Below are 21,866 nucleotides of genomic sequence, written 5' to 3'. Positions count from 1 at the left end.
ATGCCGCCCAGTCTCTCCTCCCCCATCCAAGTTAAGTCAGGCACCAGCATGAGTAAGATCCATTTTGTCGGCGGCGAGAAGGGCGGGGTCGGCAAGTCCGTCCTGGCCCGCCTGCTGGCCCAGTACCACATCGACCACCAACTGCCCTTTACCGCCTTCGACACTGACCGTTCCCACGGCGCGCTGCTGCGCTTCTACGCCGACTACAGCCGCCTCATCGTGCTTGATGATTTCACGAGCGCCGACCAGCTGATGGAGGCCGCCCTGGCGTCGGACCAGGACATCCTGGTCGACCTGGCCGCTCAGACCTCGCTCCCGCTGCATCGGTGGATCGAACAGAACGACCTACTGGCGCTGGCAACCGAAGAATCCATCCCAGTCGTGTTCTGGCATGTGATGGACGACGGCGCCGACGCGATCGGTCTGCTGGCCGCCCTGTGCGACCGCTACGAGGGCAACGCCGCCTATGTCGCGGTCAAGAATTATGGCCGCGGCAGGGATTTTTCGGCCTTCGACGCCTCCCCGATCATTGCCCGCGCGCAAGCACTCGGTGCCAGGACACTGGACCTGCCGGAACTGCATGCCGCCACCATGCGCAAGATCGACCACCAGGGTGCCAGCCTGTGGGCCGGCGCCAACAACAAGGACTCCGGCTTGGGCCTCATGGACCGCCAGCGGGTCAAGGTCTGGCTGCGCCGGGTCTACCAGCAATTCGCGGCGCTGGGCCCGGATCTCTTCACCCGCCACCCGGGCACCGATCGCTGACCCTGATTCCGACAATTGCTCACACAAAGACACAAAGAACACAAAGAAAAACAGACCATTGGATGCGTTTGGCTGATCACCGCGCAGTTGATCTCCTCGATCAATATATCGAGTTGATAGTCTTTGTGATCTTTGTGTCTCCGTGTGAGAACTGCTCTTATTGGGCTGATTGCCGGCGGCGCTCTCAGTCGCTCGCGAGCGGCTGCGCCTGGTAGCCGGCCTCAACCACCGCGGCAATCAGGTCGGCGGGGGCAGCCGCGCCCTCGATCCGCGCCGTCCCCGTATCCAGGTCCACCAAGGCGGCGGTCACACCGGGGAGCGCCTCCAGGGCCTGTTTGACGGCCCGGACGCAGTGTTGGCAATTCATTCCAGTGACTTTGAGTTCGATCGTCATGGCTGTTTTTCCGCGTGGGGATGGGGTGCCGCTGGCCGCGCCGACGCCGGGTGGGCCGGCGTCGCATGCGGCGCGGCAGGACGTGCCGGTGCCGGTGCCGGACTGACCGTGACCGGGATGGCCTCGGTGCCGTTTTTCCTGAGGGTGGCGCGGGTCGCCTCCATCGCCTTCTTCCCGTTCAAATGCCCGGTGATGACCCGGTGCCAGACCTGGCCGTCCTTGCGGGTGATCGTCTGCACCCGGGTGGTGACGCCGAGCATGGCGAGCCTGGCCCTCGCTGAGTCGGCCTTCTGGGCGGTCGTGAAGGATCCCACCTGGAGGATGTAGGTGCCGCCCTCCGCCGTGGTCTTGGCATCTGCCTTGGCCTTGGCCGTCGGCTCGGCCGGGGTACCCGGTTTGGGCCGCTCAGCGGCCGCCGGCGCCTCGCTCGGCGGCTCCGGCACGACCGGCGTCGGCGGTGGCGGTTCGGGCCGGGGCGCCGGGGGCGGCGGCGGCTTGCCGTTGTCCTTGCTGTCCACCACCGTCTCGCGCAGGATCTTCTCGAACTGGAAGCTGGGCTGTTGGGGCGCCGGCCGCTCAGTCTTGGGCAGCGCCGCCGTCGGGGTCGGGACCGCGCCGGGATGGGTCATCCAGTAAAGTGCGACCCCAAAGCTGCCAAGCAGGACCCCGAACAGGAACCACCAGACACAGGAGCGCGGCCGCCCGCGCCGGGGGACAGGCTTTGGTGGGGGGCGGCGCCGCGGGCCCAGGGCCATCTACATCGCCTCCGGGGCACGCACGCCCAGCAGCGCGAGCGCGTTGCGCAAGACCTGCCGCACGGCCAGGATCAGTTTGATGCGGGCATCGCGCAGTGCCGCATCGTCCACCAGGAACTGGTGGGCGTTGTAATAGGTGTGCAACTCGTTGGCCAGTTCGCGCAGGTAGGTGGCGACCTGGTGCGGCTCGTGGTTTAGCGCCGCCACCGCGATCACCTCCGGGTAGCGGGCCAGGGTGCGCAGCAGGGCCTGCTCATGGGGCTCGGTCAGCCGCTCCAGGTTGGCGGTGCCGGGGCTCGGCTCGACCACCAGCCCCTTCTCTGCCGCCTGCCGCAGCACACTGCATACCCGCGCATGGGCGTATTGGCAGTAATAGACCGGGTTGTCCGCGGACTGGCTCTTGGCGAGATCCAGGTCGAAGTCCATGTGCTGCTCGCACCGGCGCATCACATAAAAGAAGCGGGCGGCATCGCGGCCCACCTCCCGGCGCAGTTCACGCAAGGTCACGAACTCACCCGAGCGGGTGGACATCTGGGCGCGCTCCCCACCCCGATAGAGGATGGCGAACTGCACCAGCAGGACATCAAGGCGGTCGGTGTTGTCGCCCAGGGCCTTGAGCGCCGCCTTGACCCGTGGGACATAGCCGTGATGGTCCGCGCCCCAGATGTCGATGACCCGCTCGAAGCCGCGCTCCAGCTTGTCCATGTGGTAGGCGACATCGGAGGCGAAGTAGGTGCACTGGCCGTTCTCACGGATCAGCACCCGATCCTTCTCGTCGCCGAAGGTCGTGGCCCGAAACCACTGGGCCCCGCCCTGCTCGAAGACGTGGCCGGCCTCGCGCAGGCGCTCGATCGCCCGGTTGACGGCACCGCGCTCCGCGAGCGAGCGCTCCGAGAACCACTCCTGATACTCCACCCCGAACTCGGCCAGGTCCGCGCGGATATCGTCCAGGATGGTATTGAGTGCGAGCTCAAAGCAGTAGCGGTAGCGGTTGTCCCCCAGCAGGCGCTTGGCAGCAGCGATGACCGCGTCGATGTGGGCCTCCTTGTCGCCGCCTTCGAGCCCCTCACGCTCGTCCGGCGGCGCCCCGGCAAAGACCTCGGCCCCCGCCACCCGGTAGGCGTCGGCGTGCTCCCGATGCAGGGTGGCGGCGATGTCCCAGACATAGTCGCCCTTGTAGCCGTTACTCGGGAACTCGATCGCCTCGCCGCACAGCTCCAGATAGCGCAGCCACACGGACGCGGCCAGGATGTCCATCTGCCGGCCGGCGTCGTTGACGTAATATTCCCGATGGACCTCATAGCCAACCGCCGTCAGCAGGTCCGCCACCGCCGCCCCGTAGGCCGCGCCGCGCCCGTGGCCCACATGCAGCGGGCCGGTGGGGTTGGCGGAGACAAATTCGACCTGGATGCGCCGACCGGCCCCCTGCCGGGAGCGGCCGTAGTCGTGTCCGGCGGTGAGGATATCCGCTACCACGGTGCGGTAGGCATCCGCTGCAAGGAAAAAATTGATGAAACCGGGGCCGGCGATCTCCACCCGCTCGACCAGCGGCGAGGCCGGCAGGGCCGCGATGAGCCGCTCGGCGAGGTCCCGCGGACGGGCGCGGGCCGGCTTGGCCAGCAACAGGGCCAGATTGGTGGCGAAATCGCCATGGGTCCGGTCGCGGGTCCGCTCGACCTGGGGTTCCGGGAGCGTGATCGCGTCCCAGGAGCCGTCGGCGGTCAGTTGCGCCAAACCGGCGCGCAGGAGGTCCGTAATCTGTTGCTTCATGAGTCTTTCGGGAGAACAAAGGCAGGGGCCGCGGCGCGTCGAAGGCCGCCGGATGGCAAGCGCAAAGGATACCCGAATCCGGCCCTTAGGGCATGTCCGGGAGCCCCGCAGCAATAAAATTTAAACAAAGCGGGCGCCTACTGGCGCCCGCTACTTACATCATGTCCTGGGGGTCCACGTCCAGCGACCAGCGCAGGCCGCCGGTGCGTGCGATCATCCACAACTGGCTGACCCAGGGACGCAGCAGGCGTTGTAACCCGGGGCGATCCGGACCCTCCACCAGGAGTTGGGCGCGGTAGCGCCCGGCGCGCCGCTCCATCGGCGCCGGCACCGGACTCGACACCTGCACCCGCGTCTCACCCAGGTCGGCGAGGAGGGTAAGGGCCAGGGCGCGCCCCTGACGCAAGAAATCCATCGGCACCTCGGCCTCCGGGGCATCGGCGCGCAGCAGCACGAGATGGCCGAAGGGCGGCAACGCGGCGGCCTCGCGCTCCTCCAGGGCCAGTTCGGCAAAGCCCGGGTAGCCGCCCTGAATCAGCGATTTGAGCAATGGGTGATCGGGGTGGCGGGTCTGCAACACCACCCGTCCGGGGCGATCCGCCCGCCCGGCGCGACCGGCGACCTGGACGATGAGCTGGGCGGTGCGCTCCGAGGCGCGGAAGTCCGAGGCATAGAGCGTATGGTCCAGGTCGAGGATGCCGACCAGGGTCACGCCCGGGAAGTCGTGCCCCTTGGCGAGCATCTGGGTGCCGACCAGGATCTGGATCTCGCCGCTGCGACTGGCCGCCAGCAGCCGGTCCAGTTCGCCCTTGCGGCGGGTGCTGTCCCGATCCACCCGCGCCAGGCTGACGCCCGGGAAGACCGCCCGCAGTTCCTCCTCCAGCCGCTCGGTCCCCAGACCCAGGCCGCGCAGGTCGAGCCCCTGACAGTCCGGGCACTTGGACGGTGTGCCCAGGAACCAGCCGCAGTGGTGGCACCAGAGTCGGCGCAGCCGCAGGTGCAGGGTGAGGCGCGCATCGCAATGGGGGCAGGCGCCGACCCAACCGCAGTCGTGACAGGTGAGGACCGGGGCATAGCCGCGGCGATTGAGAAACAGGATGACCTGATTGCCGGCACCGGTCTGGGCCTCGACCTGGGCGCGCAACAGCGGCGACAGACCGGCACTCAACGACTGGCCGCGGATGTCCAGCACCGCGATGGCGGGCGCCCGGGCGCCGCCGGCGCGCGCACTCAGATGTAACCGGCGGTAGCGCCCGAGGCGGGCGTTATAGAGGGTCTCCAGCGACGGGGTGGCCGAGCCCAGGATCACCGGGCAAGCGGCCTGCTGGGCGCGGCGCACCGCGAGATCCCGGGCCGAATAGCGGAAGCCCTCTTGCTGCTTGAGCGAGGCGTCGTGCTCCTCGTCCACCACGATCAGCCCCAGGCGCGGCAGTGGTACGAAGCAGGCCGAGCGGGTGCCGAGCACCAGGGTGGCATGCCCGGCGGCGGCACTGTGCCAGGCGCGCTCGCGCTCGGCCTCCGGCAGGGCCGAGTGCAGCACCGCGTGGGGTCCTGGCAGGCGCTGTTCCAGGCGGTCGCGCAGTTGCGGGGTGAGACCGATCTCCGGCACCAGCACCAGGGCCTGACGGCCGGCCGCAATCGCCTCGGCAATCAGCCGGATATAGACCTCGGTCTTGCCGCTGCCGGTGACCCCGTCGAGCACGCAGGGGGCAAAACCGCCCCAGGCCGCACTCACCGCGGCCACGGCCCGCCGTTGTTCCGGGTTGAGATCGGGGCCGGCTGGGTAGGGGGTGGCCGGGTCCGGGAGCGCCGCCGGTACCGGCACCGGCCCCGCCGCCACCCGGCACGCCTCGATCAGCCCCAGGTCGCGCAAGGCCTTGAGCGGCCCCGCGCAGGACCCAAGCCGGTCCTTCAGCGCAAGCGTCCCAAGGCCCTGCGGGGCGGCGCGCAGGCACTCCATGACACGGCGTTGCGCCGGTGCCCGCCCCAGCGCGGCCAAGTCCAGGGCCAGCCCGGCGGCGCTCGGGCGCAGCCCCGGGAGGTCCAGGTCCAGACGCGCATCCGCGCGGCGCAGGCGCACCGGCAGGGCACCGAACAGGGCCTCACCCAGGGGCGAGCGGTAATACTCCGCCGCCCAGCGGATCAGGGCCAAATCCGCCGGGCCGAGCAGCGCCCGGGCATCGAGCACCGCGGCGACCGGTTTGAGACGGTCCGGTTCCTGCTCGGAGGACTCGGCAAACTCGACCAGCATCCCGACCCGCTGCCCGCGCCCGAAGGGCACCAGCAGGCGCGTCCCGGGGACCAGGGGCCTGGTGTCGGCATCCGTCGGCGGCAGATAGTCGAAAAGCCCGGGCAGGGGCCCGGCCACCGCGACCCGCAGGATCGCCGCACGGGGCGGGGGCAAGTTGGCCCCCACTCAGGCGGCGCCCCCGGCCTGAATCCTGCGCCGGGGACGCAACCGACTGTCGGCCATGACGAAACGGAGGCTGTTCACAATTGCTGTGGATAACTCTGTGGGTAAGACTTGCGACCTGGCCGCCAGGCGGCGCCGTTGTTACGGTCCTGTTTCATCGGCTACGACATGGCCGGGACTGCAAGTGATTGTTTTCCTTTTCCAACTGATTGATCGAGCGCTGCGCACCGATTCGGACAGGGCCCCAGCGCGGCCTACGCGCGGCCATCGGCGGATGAACCCAGACTGTGAACAGAATGGCGTAGGCGGCGCCCCGGGCGAAGGCCGCAGCCGGCCGGGGCCAGCGAATCAGGCGCACCACCCACCCGCGGGCCGCGCGTCGGCCCCCTTGCGCACCTGAGCTCGATGTGTATCATGACTGGAAATTGCGAGCCCTATCCCGCTTATGTTGCCACTGAACCAACAGGTGCTGCGAACGGATTTGGCGGGAATGCCGCTCGAGTGGGTGGACTACCGCACCGCCGCCCGCCTCTATTATCTCGATCAAGTCGCCTACGCCTGTGGCGATGCCCTGTTTTACCTGCGTGGCGGCATTAACGCCGCGACCCGGCGCCGCAGCCAACTGCTCATCCAGTCCATCATCGCCACCGTCGGTCTGCATCGCAGCCAGGGCCAGCTTGAGGACGACTATGTCCCGCCGCTGTCGAACCAGACCCTGTTCCAGCGCGACGGCCACCTCTGTCTGTATTGCGGCGACCACTTCCCGAGTCGCCAGCTCTCCCGCGACCATGTGCGGCCCTCCAGCCAGGGGGGGCGCGACCACTGGAACAACGTGGTCACCGCCTGCGTGCGCTGCAACAACTTCAAGGCCGGCCGCACCCCGGAGGCCGCCGGCATGCAACTGCTGGCGGTACCCTTCACCCCGACCCATGCCGAGTATGTCTATCTGATGGGTCGCGGCGTGCTGGCCGACCAGATGGAATTTCTGCGCGCGCACTTTCCGCGCAGCAGCCCGCTGCGTGGGCGCACCGGCAGTTGACTCACCCGAAATCCGGGAATTGCTCACGCCAAGGCGCCAAGCTCGCCAAGAAATACGGTAGCCCAGCACCACGCCCCGGATCACCCGCCAGGCGACTGGCTGAACGTCGATAACGCACGGAAAAACCTTGGGCGATGGCGCCTTGGCGTGATGGCGGTCCTTTCCAAGATCACCGCCCCGACACCCCAGAGCAATACTGCTGCGCCGCCGCGACGATGGCCGCGGCGATGCGTTGCCGATAGGCGGTATCGGTCAACGTCAGCTCCTCGTCGCGATTCAGAATGACGCCCGCCTCCAAGAGCACGGCCGGCATGCTGGCCGTTTTAAGCACGATCAAATCGTCAAAACGATAGACCCCTAAGGACGCATTGAGCAATGCTCGCCCCTCCCCGGGGATCGGTTCGGCATGGTGCAGCGTCGGGGTCAGTCCGCGGGTCGTCAGGGCGGTGCCGACCAGGGTGGCAAAGCGCCGGCTGTCCGCAAACCTGGGGTTTTTCTCGGATACGAACAGCGAAAAACCGTGAAACCGATCGCTATAGCGATGGCTCGCGCCCTGCGTGGTCCAATCGTCGAGATAGCGGAGCTGTACCGAGTCATGATGGATGGCGATGAACAGCTCGGCATGGCGGCGACCGGCCGCGGCCACCCGCGCTTGCAACGAGGCGATACGGCCATCCCCATTAATGATAAAGGTCTTGCCGAAACCGGCGGCGGTGAGTGCATCCGCGACCACCGCGGCCAACGCCCGATTGAACCGGAACTCCGGCACCCCGCGCGCGCTGGTGGCCCCCGGGCTGCGCAGCGTATGCCCGACATCGAGCGCGATGACGAATCCATCCGGCAAACAGGCGGGCGCCGGGGCCGCGGCGGCGACCGCACAGAGGACCAGACAAAATAAACAGAACGGTCGAAGGATCGGTCTTAGCATCGAAAAGGTCCCGTTCAGCGGCGCAGATGGCCCGCATTGTGACTGATTTCTCGTCGTGCCAGGTCGGTCGACCGTCAGGCCAGTTTATCGCGCGCAACGCCTCGCGGGCTTATTCGTCGCGCCGGCCGTCGGCGCTCGCGGCGCACAGCGCCTGACACACGCGTGACACCGCCGCAGCGGTGTCACGAGAAGAGGGGTTAGGGCAACTCCCCCTCCGGCTCGACATCCAGCCGCTCGATGCTCAACAGATGGACGCGCCGGCTGTCGGCCCGCATGACTGTAAAGCGGAAGGGGTGGATGTCGACCGATTCGCCGCGCTTGGGCAGGTGGCCTAGGGCCTTGATCACCAGACCGCCGATGGTGTCGAACTCGGCGTCGGAGAGGTCGGTGGCGAAATAGGCGTTGAAGTCCTCGATCGGGGTGCGCGCCTTGGCGCTGTATTCGTTCTTGCCGCGGCGGAAGATCTCGGCACCCTCGTCATAGTCGTGCTCGTCCTCGATCTCGCCGACGATTTGCTCCAACACGTCCTCGATGGTGACCAGGCCGGCGGCGTTGCCGTATTCGTCGACCACCACCGCCATGTGATTGCGGCTGGCGCGAAATTCCTTCAGCAGCACATTGAGTCGCTTGCTCTCCGGGACAAAGACGGTGGGACGCAGCAGGTCGCGGATATTGAATGGACGCCGCCCGCTCTCCACGCAGAAGGTCAACAGGTCCTTGGCGAGCATGACGCCCACCACCTCGCCCTTGTCTTCGCCGATGACCGGGAAGCGGGAGTGGGCGGACTTCACCGCGATCTCCAGCACCCGTTCCAAGGGGTCCTCGCGCCGCACATAGACCATCTCGGCCCGCGGGATCATGATGTCGCGCACCCGCAGCTCGGAAACCTGGAGCACACCCTCGATCATGCTGAGTGCGTCGGTATCCAGCAGGGCGCGTTGCTTGGCATCCTTGAGCAGCTCGATGAGCTGCTCACGGTTTTGCGGTTCACTCCCGAACAACTGGGTCAAACGGTCGAACCAGTTGCGCGGCCGTGAATCGTCGGTAGATCGATCGCTGGTCATGGGGTAACAGGGGTCTCCGCGTAGGGTGGCGGGAATCCTAACCGGCCCAGGATGTCCGTTTCCAGTCCCTCCATCTGCTCTGCCTCAGGATCGTTGAGGTGATCCTCACCGAGCAGATGCAACACGCCGTGGACCACCAGGTGGGCCCAGTGGGCGGGCGCCGGCTTGCCCTGCTCCTGCGCCTCGCGGCTCACCACTGCGGCACAGATCACCAGGTCGCCAAGCAGGTCGTCGGCCTCCTCCCCGGGCAGTCCGGGCGGCGCCTCGAAGGGGAATGAGAGTACATTGGTCGGATGCTCCTGCCCCCGGTAGTAGAGGTTGAGTGCCTGGCCCTCAGTCACGTCCACGATGCGGATGGTGAGCGTCGCCCGCTCCCGCCGACCCTCCAGGGCGGCGACGGCCCAGCGCTCAAAGTCCGGCTGCGTCGGCAGGTCGGGCGCCGCGGTGGCGACTTGAAGATCGAGATCGAGTTCCATAGCGATAGCCCTAAGAAGAAAACGGTGCCGCGGATGAACGCAAAAAAATGAATTTGCGTTTATTTGCGTTCATTTGCGGCCAAGTCTTTGTTTTTTGATCCATTGGGTCGTCCCAATGGCTCCGGCCGATCGAAGGCCTCATAGGCGTGGACGATACGCTGGACCAGGGCATGGCGCACCACATCACGGGCATTGAAGAAGGTGAAGCTGATGCCGTCCACGTCCTTCAAGACCTCCACCGCCTGCCGCAGCCCGGAGAGTTGACCGCGCGGCAGGTCGACCTGGGTGACGTCGCCGGTAATCACCGCGGTGGAGCCGAAGCCGATGCGGGTGAGGAACATCTTCATCTGCTCGGGCGTGGTGTTCTGCGCCTCGTCCAGGATGATGAAGGCATCGTTCAAGGTCCGCCCGCGCATATAGGCGAGCGGTGCCACCTCGATCACGTTGCGCTCCAGGAGCTTGTTGACCTTCTCGAAGCCGAGCATCTCAAAGAGGGCATCATAGAGCGGACGCAGATAGGGGTCGATCTTCTGCGCCAGGTCCCCGGGCAGGAAGCCGAGCCGCTCGCCCGCCTCCACCGCGGGGCGCACCAGCAACAGACGCCGCACCCGATCCGACTCCAGTGCCTCCACCGCGCTGGCCACCGCCAGATAGGTCTTGCCGGTGCCGGCCGGGCCGACCCCGAAGGCGATGTCGTGGTGGGCGATGGCGTGCAGATATTCCTGCTGATTGGGCCCGCGCGCCTTGATCAGACCGCGCTTGGTCTTGATGATCAGCTCCGGCAACCGGCTCTCCACGGCCCCCATCAGGTCGTCCGCGCCGAGCGCGCGCAGTGACAGGTGGATCGCCTCCGGACTCAGCACCTCATCGCCGGTGTCGGCATAGAGATCGCGCAGGAGCTGGTCCCCCAGGCGCACCGCCGCCCCCTCGCCGATGAGCCGGAAGGACATGCCGCGGTTGCTGATCTCGATGCCGAGCCGCCGCTCGATCAGCCGCAGGTGTTGTTCAAAGGGTCCGCAGAGATTGGCCAGCCGCGGGTTGTCCGCCGGGGCCAGTTCCAAGTCGAGAGATTGAGGTTGGGCAGACAAGAATTTCAGATTTCAGATGGCTGATTGAGGAATCAACGGACGCTGGCCCCAGGGGCCAAGCGCCCGCGCAGTGAGTTCGGCAGTGCCTCGGTAATGGTCAGGTCGACAAAGCGCCCGATCAAGTCGGCGGCGCCGGCAAAGTTGACCACCCGATTGTTTTCGGTCCGCCCGGAGAGTTCGGCGGGGTCCTTGCGGGACGGCCCCTCCACCAGTACAGACTGCACCGTACCCACCATCGCCGCGCTGTAGGCGCGGGTGTTGGACTCGATGCGCTGTTGCAGGCGGGCCAGTCGCTCCTTCTTGACCTCCAGCGGGCAGTCGTCCGGATAGTCCGCCGCCGGGGTGCCGGGGCGGCGGCTGTAGATGAAACTGTAGCTCAGATCAAAGGCGCAGTCGTCGATCAGTGCCAGGGTCGCGGCAAAGTCGGCCTCGGTCTCCCCGGGGAAGCCGACGATGAAATCGGACGAGATCAGGATGTCGGGGCGCGCCTCCCGGATCGCCCGAATCTTGGAGCGAAATTCCAGCGCCGTGTAGCCGCGCCGCATGGCGGCCAGGATGCGGTCGGAACCCGACTGCACCGGCAGGTGCAACAGGCTCGCCAACTGCGGTACCTCCCGATAGGCATCGACCAGCGACTTGGAAAAGGCCAAGGGGTGGCTGGTGGTGAAGCGGATGCGGTCGATGCCGTCGATGACCGCCACCTGGCGGATCAGTGCCGCCAGGTTCGCCACGCCCCCAGCGTCCAACCGTCCACGATAGGCGTTGACGTTCTGGCCCAGCAGGGTGACCTCCCGCACCCCCTGAACGGCCAGGGCCGCGACCTCGGAAGCCACATCGGCGCAGGGCCGGCTGACCTCCGCACCCCGGGTGTAGGGCACCACACAATAGGTGCAGAACCGCGAGCAGCCCTCCATCACCGAGACAAAGGCCGTCGGGCCGTCCGCCTGCGGCGCGGGCAGGCAGTCGAATTTCTCGTCCACCGGAAAGGACACGTCCACCAGGGGCTGCCGACCCGCCGCCAGCGCGTCGAGCATCTGCGGCAGGCGGTGCAGGGTCTGGGGGCCGAACACCAGATCGACATAGGGTGCGCGGGTGCGGATCGCCTCCCCCTCCTGGCTCGCCACACAACCGCCCACGCCGATCACGAGATCGGGGCGCGCCAGCTTCCAGGGCCGCCAGCGTCCGAGCTGGGAGAACACCTTCTCCTGCGCCTTCTCGCGGATCGAGCAGGTGTTGAGCAGCAGCACGTCGGCGTCTTCCGCGTGCTCGGTGAGCACCAGGCCATGGGACTCGCGCAGCACATCCGCCAGACGGGCGGAGTCGTACTCGTTCATCTGGCAGCCGTAGGTTTGGATATAAAGCTTTCTGGTCATCGTGCGCTGAGGGTAACGGAAGGGGGGCGCCCGGTCCAGGCTCGGCGGCGCCACGCGGGGTCAAGCGCACACCACCTCAATGCAACGCCCCTGGGGACTCTGCGCCTGCTGGCTCGCGGTGCGCTCGGCCATGGGCGGCTGCCCCGCCCGGCGGTCGAAGATCACCAGCCATCCCCAGTCCAACCCCAGGCCCGCCAGATAACCGTCCAACTGCGCCAGACCCTCGGTCAGCGGGTCCGGGGCGCCGTCGCGCCAGACCTTGAGTCGTTCCGGCCGGCCCGCAATATTCTGTGAGTCCGCGGCGGCCGAGAGGGTGCCGTCCATGGCCTGGATTCCGGCGTCCCGGCCGGAATGACGAGCAATACCGACTCGCGGAACGCCGCCGCAGAAATTGCTCGATCAGCGGTGGCGGCGGCGCCCAACCGATCGCGGGCGCCGCGCGGATGGCTGGATCAAAAGGCCAGTGACACCTGCGCCACCACGGCGCGCGGCGCCCCGGGGTAGTAATAGGCGCTGCTGGTGTCGAAGGTCTGGTAATAGCTCGCGTTGATGAACCCGATGTACTGAGCGTCAAACAGGTTGGTGCAGGTCACGCTGGCGGTGAGCATGCCGCGCGGGATGCGGTGTTGGTAACGCAAGGTGAGGTCGACCGTGGTATAGCCGGGGACCTGCTGGGTATGCTGGGTGTCACCGTAACGCGAATCCGTATAGCGCACGACCGGCGAAACGGCAAAGGCGCCGCGGCTCCAGGTGGCGCCGACCTTGGCCGACCACAGGGGCACGTCCGGCAGTTGTAACCCTGAAACCGCCAAGGTGCCACCGGTGAAGAGCGGCAGGTCCTCGACGAACTGGTTGTTGTCGTAGGAGAGCGAGCCGAAGAGGTCCAGCCCCGCCAGCGGCCGCCAGTAGCCGGTCAACTGTACACCCCAGCCGCGGCTCTGCCCGACGTTCTGGGAGAAGGGCACCAGTGGACCAGCTCCATCCGGGTCATAGGCGACGCTCTTGTTGTAGTAGCGGGCGTAATATAGGGTCGGTTCCAACCAGCCGCGCTCAAAGGTCAGGCGCATCCCGACATCCACTGCGTCGGCGGTCTCGGGGCGCATCGCCTGCCAGAGTTGATTGGCGGTGATGCCGCGGGCCTTGAAGACTGCATAGTACGACTGGTAGACCGGCCACAGGTCGAAGCTCGGGGCGCCGTAGTTGCGCCCCAGCGCGGTGCGCAGCAGCACGCGCGGACTGAGCTCATAGGCCATTGACAGGAAGGGCAGCACCTCGTTCATGGTGATCGGGGCGACGCTGCGGCCGGCGATCACCCCTTTGGACTGGGCCAGTGCCTGGTCATAGGACACATCGCCGAGGCCGGTGGTGTCATAGAAATGGAGCCCCGGCTGGGTATCGCTCACCGTGCGCAGCCCGCCCTGGACCTGGAGCGCACCGATCTGACGGTCGGCAATGGCATAGAAGCTTTCATATCGGCGCCGCTGCGCCACGTCGGCCAGGATGGTCCAGGCGACCGGCCCCGCGAGGGAGCCTGAGGCGTTGGGGGTGTACATCTTCCAGGCGGTGGGCGGGCCTGGGGGGTCCATGGATTCCCACCAGTAGCCGACCTTGAGGTCGGTTCCGACCAACCGGGTGGTCAGCTCCAGCGTGGCGCCGTACCAGTCGTGGTCCATCAGCCACTGGCGCACCTTGCCCGTGGACGTCCCGTCCAGGTAGTAACCCTCCTCATTCACATAGAAGGGCTTGAAGACCACCTCAGTGGCCTCTCCGAATTTCCAGGACAGCTCGGAGAAGATGGCCCAGTCCTTAAAACTTTGGCGGTTGTACTGGTAATAGGTCGCCGCCTGGAGGGGATTCGTGGTGGCCGTGTCGGCGAAGTCGTAGAAGCGATAGGTGCCCAAGTCCCGCGTCTGGGCATAGGTCAGGGCGCGGTAGTTGTCCATCTGCATGTCGGTATAGGCGGCATAGATCTTGACGTTCCCGCGCTCGCCGAGCGGTCGCGACAGGGCCGCCTCCAGGTGCTGCCTGCCCGCGGGGGTCGCGCCCGGTCCGCGCCATTTGTCGGCATCGGTCACTGAACCGGATACGAAGAAGGCGGTGCCGTCGGGCAACCGCCCGGAGTCGACCCGGGCAAAGGTGCGGTTCAGGGCGAAGGAGCCGACCGTTTGATTGATCTGGAACCCCAGTTGCTCCTGGGGCCAGAGCAGGCGCGTATCGAGCGCCCCGCTGGTGGTGTAGAAGGCGAGCCGGTCCGGGGCGATGGGGCCCTGGGCCAGCGAGACCGCGGCAAAGTTCTCGGCGTCGAACAGCCACTGATACCCTGGCCCGGGGCCGATGCCGGTGAGCGACAGACCCTCAATGGTACCGGTGCCGCCATGGGTGCTGAGTTCGCCGCGCACCCGCATCCCCTTCACCCCGCCCGGAATGTTGGTGAGACCATAGGCGTCCGGGGTCTGCGCGTTGACCCCGGGCATCCCACTGGCCGTGCGATAGGGGTTAGTCGCACCGGCCCCGCCCCAGAGCTGGACCCCCGCGGGCCCCACCTCGTAGACGGTCGCCGTGTCGCTCGGCAGCGAGACGTTGGCCCCGGTCGGGGCATCGGCGGAGACCTCCACGGTCCCCAGTTGGGGGGCCTCCTCGCCGCTCGCCCCGGGGGCGAGCGCCAGCAAGGCGGGCACCGCCAAACCGATCAGTGGCCAGCGCCACCGCGGCTGGGGCCACTGGCCCGATGGGTTCCGGTTCCTTTGACCCGGTGCGATACCAGTGTCTGATTGAAGTCGATGGGCATTCATGCTGCGCGGAGTTCTTCGTTGGTTTAAGGGTTAGGGTTAGGGTTAGGGTTAGGGTTGCGGTGCGGGCTCGGAGACGAACCCGATGCGGTTCAATCCAGCACGCCCAGCCCCCGCCAGCACCTGGGCGACGCGCCCGTAGGGCACGCGACGGTCGGCGAGGACATGCAGTTCAGGGATCGTCGGCCCGGCGGCGGCCGCGGCCATGCGTTGCGCCAGCGCCTCGTCGGTCAGCGGTTCAGCGTTCCAGGTCAGGGTGCCGTCGGCCTGGATCTCCAGGCGGATGGCGTCCGGGTTCGCCGGCTGCGGCAGGCTGCTCGCCTGGGGCAGTTCCAGACCCAGACGATGCGTCAGCAGCGGCGCCGTGATCATGAAGACGATCAGGAGCACCAACATCACGTCGATCAGCGGGATCATGTTGATCTGGGCCAGCGGACGGGTCTGCGAGCCGTGTCCAAGGTCACCGAAGGCCATCAGCCGGCCTCCGCGACGGCCACGCCGGCACCCGCGTCGCGGACATGGCCGGCGAGGAAACTCAACAGGTCATGGGCAAAGCCCTCCAGCCGGTCGATCAGCACCCGATTGCCGCGGTTGAAGGCGTTATAGGCAAGCACCGCGGGGATGGCGACCGCGAGCCCCAGCCCGGTCATGATCAGTGCCTCACCAACCGGCCCAGCCACCTGATCCAGGCTCCCCTGACCCGCGCGCCCGATCCCGAGCAGGGCGTGATAGATCCCCCAGACGGTGCCGAACAGACCCACGAAGGGGGCGGTCGAGGCGATCGAGGCCAGGAGTGTCAGCCCGGACTCCAGGCGGATGGTCTCGTGGGCGATGGTCTGGACCAGGGCGCGGACGATGGGCGTGTCGCGCCCCGGGGCGGCCGGGTCGGACAGCGGGTGCAACCCGGCCTGGGCGCTCAACCCGGCCAGAGCGAGGCGGGCAAAGGGCTCGCTCGGGCGCTGGGCCAAGGGGGCAAGGTCCGCCGCGGTAACGCTCGCGCGTTCCCGGAAGCCGATCAGGAAGGCGCGGGAGCGCCGGCGGCGGCGCCAAGCGGCCCAGGACTTGGCCAGGATCTGGGTCCAGGAGGCCACCGACATGACCAGCAGCAGGCCCAGCACCCCGAGGGCCAGGGCGTCGGCCTGGGTGATGAAGTGGGTGAGACCCAAGGGGAGCTCGGGGCCGTTTGGGATGAGGTCGTTCAAGGATTATCTCCGCAGCGAAAAAGACAGGGGCACCAGGACCGTACCGGTCACCGCCCGCCCGCCCTGACGGGCCGGGACGAAGCGCCAGCGCTGGACCGCCGCCAGGGCGGCCCGATCGAGCGCCGACGAGCCGCTCGCCGACTGGATTCCGATCGACTGGGGCAGACCGGCGGGGCTCACCTGCACCCGCAGGAGCACGCGCCCCTGTTCGCCGCGGCGGCGGGCCGCCTCCGGGTAAGCGGGGGCTGGGTTGCGCAGGTAACCGGCGTGGAAACTGGGCTGGGTCGCCGGGCCAGCCGAGCGGGCGGCCGGTGCCTGAGCGCGGGCGGCGCCGGTCGCAGGTTCGGCGCGCGCGGCGGCGGGGACTGCCGGGCCGGCCGGCCGGGGCTTCGACTCAACGGGTCTGGCCTGGCGCAGCACCTTGGACTGACGTGGGCGAGACTTGGGCTCGGCGACCTTGCGCTTGGCCGGGACGCGCGCCTTGACCTGACGCACCGGCGCTGGTCGAGCCGCTGCGACCGGCGCCGGACTGGAGATGAGCGGCACGGGCACGGCGGCTGGCGGCGGCTCGCTGGCCGGCGCCTGAACCGCCAGGGGCGCGGGCGGCGCCGCGGGCGCGGGTTCGGCCAACCCGGCGGCGGGCGTGGGCGCCAGCCAGGCGACCGCAAACACCGTCACCGGCAGCGGTTCGGGCGGGGTCCCCAGGCGCTGCACCAGCGCCAGACCGACCGCGCCATGGGCGAGCGCAACGGCGGCGAGCCACAGCGTACTGGTGCCGTAACGGCCATGGCGCCCGCACCACCCCGAAAAATGAAAGTGGCGGGCGCCTTGGCCGTTCCCCCACCCCGCCATTCCCCAATAGGGGAGGGATAATTTGAGCGCGCTCCCGGCGCGACTTTCACGGTCAGCTGGCCGCTGCGGCAACCAGGACCGACCCGCCGCGGTTAAGGCGGTATCAGCCATGGCACACCCCCTGGGTCCGGGTCGGCCCCAACGCCGGGCGCCCGAGCAGGGTCGGCACCAGGGCCAGGGGGCCGCCGGGGACCCGGTGGGTACTCACCTTGATCCGGTAGAGGGTATGCAGATTGGCCGGGGTCACCACGGTCTCCGGCGTGCCGTCCGCCAGTAACCGGCCCTCATGGAGCAGCACCACCCGATCCGCGGTACTGAGTGCATGGTCCGGATAGTGGGTGGTCGCCACCACCGCCCGCCCCTCGGCCGCCAGCTCCCGCAACAGGGCCAGCAGACGCCATTGGTTGCCGTAGTCGAGTCCGGTCACCGGCTCGTCCATCAGGATGACCGCGGCCTCCTGCACCAGTGCGCGGGCGATCAGACAGAGTTGGCGCTCACCCCCCGACAGCCCCGTGTAGGGCCGCTGCGCCAGGTGGCCGATCCCGAGTCGCTCCAGCGCGGCCCCCACCGCCGCATGATCCGTCGGCCCCAAGGTCCGGAAGAGTCCGCGGCGTGGGATACACCCCAGGGCCACCAGATCGCGCACCAGATACGGAAAGGGGACGCTGTGCAGTTGCGGGACATAGGCGAGGCGCCGTGCCGCCGCCCGGCGGCTAACGGCCGTCAGCGCTCGACCGTCCAGCCAAACGCTGCCCGCCCCCGGCGCCAGCAACCCCAGCAGGAGCCGCAGCAGGGTGCTCTTGCCACTGCCGTTGGCCCCGAGCAGGGCGACGACCTGCCCCGCGCGGACGCCCAGACTGATCCCGCTCAGGACCTCGGTGCCGGCGCCGGGGTAGGCGTAACGCAGGCCCCGCGCCTCCAGTAACGGTGCCCCGCTCATGACCCCCAGCCCCGGCGCACGTTGCGCAACACCAGGAGGAAGATGGGCAGGCCAACCAACTCGGTGACGATGCCGATGGGCAGTTCGGTATCCCCCAGACCGCGCGCCAGGGCGTCGGCGGCCAAGAGAAAGACCGCCCCCAGCAGGGCGCTGGCCGGCACCAAATAGCGGTTGAGCGGCCCGACCAGGAGGCGCGCCATGTGCGGCACCAGGAGCCCCACCCAGCCGATCGTCCCGGCGATGGCGACCGTCAGGGCCGAGGCGACGGTCGCGCAGCCGATGACCATGCCACGCACCGCCCGCACCGGCACCCCGAGCGAGCGCGCCGCGTCGTCCCCCATGGCGAGTGCATCCAAGGCACGCCCCAGCACCGCCAGACCCAGGATGCCGGCCAGCATCGGCGGGGCGAGCCGCCACAGGGTCGCCCCATCGACCTGCCCCAGGCTACCCATCAGCCAGTAGACGATGGCCGGCAACTGCTCGTAGGGGTCGGCCAGGTACTTGACCAGTGACAGCAGGGCCGAGAACAGTGCGCCGGAGAAGATGCCGCCCAACACCAGCATGACCAGGGACTGGACCCCGAACAGTCGGCCGATCCCAATGCCCACCAGCATGGCCGCCAGCCCGCCGCCGATGCTCAGGAGTTGCACCAGCCACCAGCCCTGCCCCGCCAGCAACCCCAGGGCCGCCCCACAACTGGCCCCGGCCAGCACCCCCAGGATCCCCGGCGAGACCAGCGGGTTGACGAAGACCGCCTGATAGGCCGTCCCGGAGGCGGCCAGGGCCGCGCCGATCAACGCCGCCGCCAACACCCGCGGCAACCGGATCTCATAGACTAGACTCTGCAAGAGGCCAGCGCGCGCCGGCCCCGCGTCCGGGTCGGCGAGGCCCATCAGGGTGGCCGCCACCTCGCCTGGGGTCAGCGGAAAACGCCCGTAGGACAGTGACAACAGCATGGCCACCGGCAACAGGAGTGCGAGCGCCAGCAACCAACCGAACGGGTGGGATTCGGCCACCCGCCCCCGATCCGCGACCGGGGGGCGCGTTGCCGTCGGCGCGGTGCGGGCTGGCCGGCCCGCGGCTGCGGCCAAGCCCGGGCTTAAGGCGCTGGCCCGCAGTGGGATCGGCCGACTCAAGGGGCCGTACCCGCGGAATCGACGTGGAGCAGGGCCGCGACCTGCGCCTGGGTGGGTTCGACCCCAAAGAAGAGCGTATAGAAGCGCCGGGTCTCGGCCTCCAGGTCCAGGGGCAAACGCTCCGGATAGAGTGCGTTGGCGAGCCACTGGATGCCCAGTGCCCGCATGAAGGACGGCGGCCGATCAATCCAGTTCAGCGGCAGCCGGGGGATCGCGATCACCCGCCCAGCCGCCACGGCCGGCACCTGGGCCCAGCGGGGGTCGTGCCGAACCGTGCGGGCAAAGACCGGGTCCTGCACCAGCAGGACCTGGGGCTGCCACAGCAGCACCTGCTCCAGACTCACCCGCTCCTGCCCGACCATGGTCTTGGCGGTGCAGCGGTAGACGTTGTAGGCCCCGGCCAGGGCGATCGCCTCTGTATGAAAGGAGGTGTTGCAGTCAGTCGCCAGACCGTCCGGGCCCTCGGCGTAGTAGACCCGCACCTGCTGGGCCGACGCGATCCCTGACACCGCCGCCGTGACCCGCGCCTGGGCCGCGCGGATGTAGTCGGCCAGCGCTTGGGCGCGCGCCTCCCGGCCCAACAGCCGACCCGCCGTCTCGAAGGCCGCCGGCCAATCCTCCAGGGTGTCCAGTTTCAGAAAGAACACAGGTACGCCGATCTTCCGGAAGGGCGCCTCGATCCCCGCCTGGTCCAGGTCGGAGGCGGCGTTCAGCCAGGCCAGCGCCAGGTCCGGCCGCACCGCCAGCAGGGCCTCCGGATTGATCTGGCGCCCATGGCCCATGGCGCTGCCCAACACCGGCAAGGGCGCCGCGGGGGGCGGCAGATAGTCCAGTGCGCCCGGCGCTAAGGGCATATTGAGTGCATGGACCAGGTCTGGGGCCAGGGCCAGCAACAAGGCGGTCAAGGGGGGGGCGGCGCCGAAGGGGCGGGCGACCGGATCGGGGACGGCCACCGTGCGACCGGCCATGTCCTGCACCTCGCGGGCCTGGCTTGTCCCCGGGCCAAGCCCCCAGAGCGGCAGTAGACACAGGAGGCCAGCCACGCCCAGGCGGCGAACCGCAGGGTGAGACCGGAGGCCGCCAAGGGCTTGATGTAAGACAAGATGCATCGTGAACTGCTCGTAGGTTAGGTATCGCTATTTCTTAAGCATAAATCGTACCATAACTATATTTGCAAAAAAATACCTTATCGAACATACATAAAGCTATCGTCATTATAATTATATATAGCGTACACTTAAGAACAGACAAGACATTCAGGTGGATTCGTCGACTTAGCGACAAGACTTGGCGCGTGAGGGCAAGACAGGGCGACCCCGGCGCAGCGAGGGCGAGGGCGGACCGAGCCTTGGCGTTGACCCTAGAAAGAACAGCGCTCACGCCAAGGCGCCAAGCTCGCTAAGTTTTTTCAATGCGTTATCGCCGCTTGGCGACTCACCCGTCCGGCGATTCCGATGCTGCCCACAGGCCCTTGATCGTTCTTGGCGCCTTGGCGCCATGGCGTGAGCGGCAACTTCCGGATTTAGGCTGGCAGGCGCGGCGGAGGATCGGGCTGTCGATGGCTTGACGGACACGCCTCAGACCGAGCCATCGGCCGTCTTGCCATCGTTGCCGACCGAGAGGATACCGATCGGGCGGGGCGGCCCGACGCGACGGGCGTCGCGGAGCCTATATCGATCTGGATATAGCGTAAACTAAATGTGAAGAAACCAGCTCCACACTGGAACTCGACGCGAGACCTTTACAAACAGTATATTGCGATAAATCAATGTTCCGTTTGTCAGGAATCACCCATCTCGCTATTTGATAAGCAACAAAGCGGCCAGATGAAGCCGCGCGAGGCGGGGCCGCCCGCCGCGATGGTTGAGGTTGCCTCCGCTGTAGCCTAGACTGACCCATTTGGTCGGGCTCTCAAGCGGGTCCGCGCTTGCGCATTCCAATCGGAGACCCCCTCGATGATCTCAGCCACCCCCAGCGTCCTCGCTGACCACGCACTCCAGCAACTGCTCGGCGAGGATGTCCCGTTTGGCGACCTCACCACCGAGTCGCTGGGAATCGCCCGACAGCCGGGGACCATCCGCTTCTTCGCCCGGGACCCCATGGTGGTCTGCGGCGTCGAGGAGGCGCTAAGGCTTTTTGAATTATGTGGGGCGCAGGGGCGGCTGCTGGTCCACTCGGGGGCCGAGGCGCCGACCGAGACCCTACTGTTGGAGGCCAGCGGCAGCGCCAGCGCCTTGCATGCGGGTTGGAAGACCGCCCAGACCCTGGTCGAATGGTGTTCCGGTATCGCCACCAGCGCGGCGGCCATCGTCGCCGCCGCCCGGCGGGGCGACCCCCAGGCCCTGGTGGCCGGGACCCGCAAGAACGTCCCGGGCAACCGCCGGTTGGCGGTCAAGTCACTGCTCGCCGGGGGTGCGGTGATGCATCGCACCGGGCTCTCGGAGACCCTGCTGATCTTCGCCGAGCATCGGCAGTTTCTGGGGTCGGAATCTCCTGCCCAGACCATCGCGCGACTGCGCCGGCAGTGCCCGGAGAAGCGGGTGGTGGTGGAGGTCGGCACGGTGCAGGAGGCGCTCATCTGGGCCGAGGCGGACGTGCTGCAATTGGAAAAGTGTTCGCCGCAGACCGTGGCGGAGGTGGTTGCGGCCCTCGCCGCACGGGGCTCGACGAGCGTCGTCGCCGCGGCGGGCGGCGTCAATGCCCGCAATGCCGAGGACTATGCCCGGGCCGGCGCCAGACTACTGGTCACCTCGGCCCCCCATCAGGCGCCGCCGCGGGATGTACAGGTGCGGTTTAGTCTGGGCCTGGCAGACGCGGGCCTCTGCACCTAGAAGGAGCGGTTGTCACGCCAAGGCGCCAAGCTCGCCAAGGCTTTTCAGTGC

At 67.9% G+C, this 21,866-nt stretch carries 20 protein-coding genes; 3 read left to right on the top strand and 17 right to left on the bottom strand.

From position 1 onward, the window contains the following. Positions 1–48: 48 nt before the first annotated feature. Positions 49–765, top strand: coding sequence for a mobilization protein (locus QZX93_RS02930; RefSeq protein WP_295383779.1), 717 nt, complete (start codon positions 49–51; stop codon positions 763–765). Positions 766–949: 184 nt separating this feature from the next. On the opposite strand, the gene QZX93_RS02925 is transcribed toward QZX93_RS02930, so the two are convergent. The 4 genes from QZX93_RS02925 to QZX93_RS02910 form a co-directional block, all read right to left on the bottom strand. Further along, positions 950–1,159 carry a heavy metal-associated domain-containing protein gene (locus tag QZX93_RS02925; RefSeq protein ID WP_295383781.1) on the bottom strand — a complete coding sequence of 70 codons (210 nt, stop codon included), beginning with the start codon at positions 1,157–1,159 and terminating at the stop codon, positions 950–952. Then, entirely contained in the window at positions 1,156–1,914 is a 759-nt protein-coding gene (locus tag QZX93_RS02920) for an SPOR domain-containing protein (protein ID WP_295383783.1), read from the bottom strand. Before QZX93_RS02920 ends, QZX93_RS02925 begins: the two co-directional genes overlap by 4 nt. Next, a complete protein-coding gene (gene argS / locus QZX93_RS02915; protein ID WP_295383785.1) occupies positions 1,915–3,684 on the bottom strand; it encodes an arginine--tRNA ligase in 1,770 nt (589 codons plus the stop codon). A gap of 154 nt (positions 3,685–3,838) precedes the next feature. After that, positions 3,839–6,088 (bottom strand): primosomal protein N', encoded by a 2,250-nt coding sequence (locus tag QZX93_RS02910; RefSeq protein ID WP_295383787.1) that lies wholly within the window; start codon positions 6,086–6,088, stop codon positions 3,839–3,841. A gap of 454 nt (positions 6,089–6,542) precedes the next feature. Here QZX93_RS02910 and QZX93_RS02905 point away from each other — a divergent pair, with 454 nt between their 5' ends. Continuing rightward, a complete protein-coding gene (locus QZX93_RS02905; RefSeq protein ID WP_295383788.1) occupies positions 6,543–7,136 on the top strand; it encodes an HNH endonuclease in 594 nt (197 codons plus the stop codon). Positions 7,137–7,305: 169 nt separating this feature from the next. On the opposite strand, the gene QZX93_RS02900 is transcribed toward QZX93_RS02905, so the two are convergent. The 13 genes from QZX93_RS02900 to QZX93_RS02840 all read right to left on the bottom strand — a co-directional run bounded on the left by QZX93_RS02900 (position 7,306) and on the right by QZX93_RS02840 (position 20,027). Next, the gene (locus tag QZX93_RS02900) at positions 7,306–8,064 is read right to left on the bottom strand and encodes an N-acetylmuramoyl-L-alanine amidase (RefSeq protein WP_295383790.1); all 759 of its coding nucleotides are present in this window, start codon (positions 8,062–8,064) and stop codon (positions 7,306–7,308) included. Positions 8,065–8,261: 197 nt separating this feature from the next. After that, positions 8,262–9,128, bottom strand: coding sequence for a transporter associated domain-containing protein (locus QZX93_RS02895; protein ID WP_295383792.1), 867 nt, complete (start codon positions 9,126–9,128; stop codon positions 8,262–8,264). Further along, a complete protein-coding gene (gene ybeY, locus QZX93_RS02890; protein ID WP_295383794.1) occupies positions 9,125–9,604 on the bottom strand; it encodes an rRNA maturation RNase YbeY in 480 nt (159 codons plus the stop codon). Before ybeY ends, QZX93_RS02895 begins: the two co-directional genes overlap by 4 nt. Positions 9,605–9,663: 59 nt before the next feature. Next, positions 9,664–10,692 (bottom strand): PhoH family protein, encoded by a 1,029-nt coding sequence (locus QZX93_RS02885; RefSeq protein WP_295383797.1) that lies wholly within the window; start codon positions 10,690–10,692, stop codon positions 9,664–9,666. 32 nt (positions 10,693–10,724) lie between these two features. After that, entirely contained in the window at positions 10,725–12,065 is a 1,341-nt protein-coding gene (gene miaB / locus QZX93_RS02880; protein ID WP_295383800.1) for a tRNA (N6-isopentenyl adenosine(37)-C2)-methylthiotransferase MiaB, read from the bottom strand. Between the two features lie 60 nt (positions 12,066–12,125). Continuing rightward, entirely contained in the window at positions 12,126–12,389 is a 264-nt protein-coding gene (locus QZX93_RS02875) for a hypothetical protein (RefSeq protein ID WP_295383803.1), read from the bottom strand. A gap of 128 nt (positions 12,390–12,517) precedes the next feature. Continuing rightward, positions 12,518–14,743: a TonB-dependent receptor gene (locus QZX93_RS02870; protein WP_295383806.1), complete on the bottom strand. Its 2,226-nt coding sequence runs from the start codon at positions 14,741–14,743 to the stop codon at positions 12,518–12,520. A 162-nt stretch (positions 14,744–14,905) separates the two neighbouring features. After that, entirely contained in the window at positions 14,906–15,328 is a 423-nt protein-coding gene (locus QZX93_RS02865; RefSeq protein WP_295383807.1) for a biopolymer transporter ExbD, read from the bottom strand. Next, complete coding sequence (locus QZX93_RS02860; protein WP_295383808.1) at positions 15,328–16,056, bottom strand: MotA/TolQ/ExbB proton channel family protein; 729 nt, start codon at positions 16,054–16,056, stop codon at positions 15,328–15,330. The genes QZX93_RS02865 and QZX93_RS02860 overlap by 1 nt, the downstream gene beginning before the upstream one ends. Before the next feature lie 3 nt (positions 16,057–16,059). Further along, complete coding sequence (locus QZX93_RS02855; RefSeq protein WP_295383809.1) at positions 16,060–16,908, bottom strand: energy transducer TonB; 849 nt, start codon at positions 16,906–16,908, stop codon at positions 16,060–16,062. Positions 16,909–17,011: 103 nt separating this feature from the next. Further along, the gene (locus QZX93_RS02850; RefSeq protein WP_295383810.1) at positions 17,012–17,848 is read right to left on the bottom strand and encodes an ABC transporter ATP-binding protein; all 837 of its coding nucleotides are present in this window, start codon (positions 17,846–17,848) and stop codon (positions 17,012–17,014) included. Continuing rightward, positions 17,845–18,864 carry an iron ABC transporter permease gene (locus QZX93_RS02845; RefSeq protein ID WP_295383811.1) on the bottom strand — a complete coding sequence of 340 codons (1,020 nt, stop codon included), beginning with the start codon at positions 18,862–18,864 and terminating at the stop codon, positions 17,845–17,847. The genes QZX93_RS02850 and QZX93_RS02845 overlap by 4 nt, the downstream gene beginning before the upstream one ends. 116 nt (positions 18,865–18,980) lie before the next feature. Next, positions 18,981–20,027, bottom strand: a complete 1,047-nt coding sequence (locus QZX93_RS02840) for an ABC transporter substrate-binding protein (protein WP_295383812.1) — start codon at positions 20,025–20,027, stop codon at positions 18,981–18,983. A gap of 912 nt (positions 20,028–20,939) precedes the next feature. Here QZX93_RS02840 and modD point away from each other — a divergent pair. Continuing rightward, complete coding sequence (gene modD, locus QZX93_RS02835; RefSeq protein ID WP_295383813.1) at positions 20,940–21,815, top strand: ModD protein; 876 nt, start codon at positions 20,940–20,942, stop codon at positions 21,813–21,815. The last annotated feature ends 51 nt before the right edge of the window (positions 21,816–21,866 follow it).

Source organism: uncultured Thiodictyon sp. (assembly GCF_903946935.1).
In the GTDB taxonomy this organism is placed as follows: domain Bacteria; phylum Pseudomonadota; class Gammaproteobacteria; order Chromatiales; family Chromatiaceae; genus Thiodictyon.
Note: the sequence above shows the minus strand (reverse complement) of the source record. Positions and strands in the feature narration are given on the sequence as shown.

Excerpts from the sequence above, each read along its gene's own strand:
- argS (WP_295383785.1), bottom strand. The coding sequence starts at position 3,684 with ATGAAGCAACAGATTACGGACCTCCTGCGCGCCGGTTTGGCGCAACTG.
- QZX93_RS02875 (WP_295383803.1), bottom strand. The coding sequence starts at position 12,389 with ATGGACGGCACCCTCTCGGCCGCCGCGGACTCACAGAATATTGCGGGC.
- QZX93_RS02850 (WP_295383810.1), bottom strand. The coding sequence starts at position 17,848 with ATGAGCGGGGCACCGTTACTGGAGGCGCGGGGCCTGCGTTACGCCTAC.
- QZX93_RS02920 (WP_295383783.1), bottom strand. The coding sequence starts at position 1,914 with ATGGCCCTGGGCCCGCGGCGCCGCCCCCCACCAAAGCCTGTCCCCCGG.
- modD (WP_295383813.1), top strand. The coding sequence starts at position 20,940 with ATGATCTCAGCCACCCCCAGCGTCCTCGCTGACCACGCACTCCAGCAA.
- QZX93_RS02905 (WP_295383788.1), top strand. The coding sequence starts at position 6,543 with ATGTTGCCACTGAACCAACAGGTGCTGCGAACGGATTTGGCGGGAATG.
- QZX93_RS02895 (WP_295383792.1), bottom strand. The coding sequence starts at position 9,128 with ATGACCAGCGATCGATCTACCGACGATTCACGGCCGCGCAACTGGTTC.
- QZX93_RS02865 (WP_295383807.1), bottom strand. The coding sequence starts at position 15,328 with ATGGCCTTCGGTGACCTTGGACACGGCTCGCAGACCCGTCCGCTGGCC.
- QZX93_RS02925 (WP_295383781.1), bottom strand. The coding sequence starts at position 1,159 with ATGACGATCGAACTCAAAGTCACTGGAATGAATTGCCAACACTGCGTC.
- QZX93_RS02900 (WP_295383790.1), bottom strand. The coding sequence starts at position 8,064 with ATGCTAAGACCGATCCTTCGACCGTTCTGTTTATTTTGTCTGGTCCTC.
- QZX93_RS02855 (WP_295383809.1), bottom strand. The coding sequence starts at position 16,908 with ATGGCGGGGTGGGGGAACGGCCAAGGCGCCCGCCACTTTCATTTTTCG.
- miaB (WP_295383800.1), bottom strand. The coding sequence starts at position 12,065 with ATGACCAGAAAGCTTTATATCCAAACCTACGGCTGCCAGATGAACGAG.
- ybeY (WP_295383794.1), bottom strand. The coding sequence starts at position 9,604 with ATGGAACTCGATCTCGATCTTCAAGTCGCCACCGCGGCGCCCGACCTG.
- QZX93_RS02930 (WP_295383779.1), top strand. The coding sequence starts at position 49 with ATGAGTAAGATCCATTTTGTCGGCGGCGAGAAGGGCGGGGTCGGCAAG.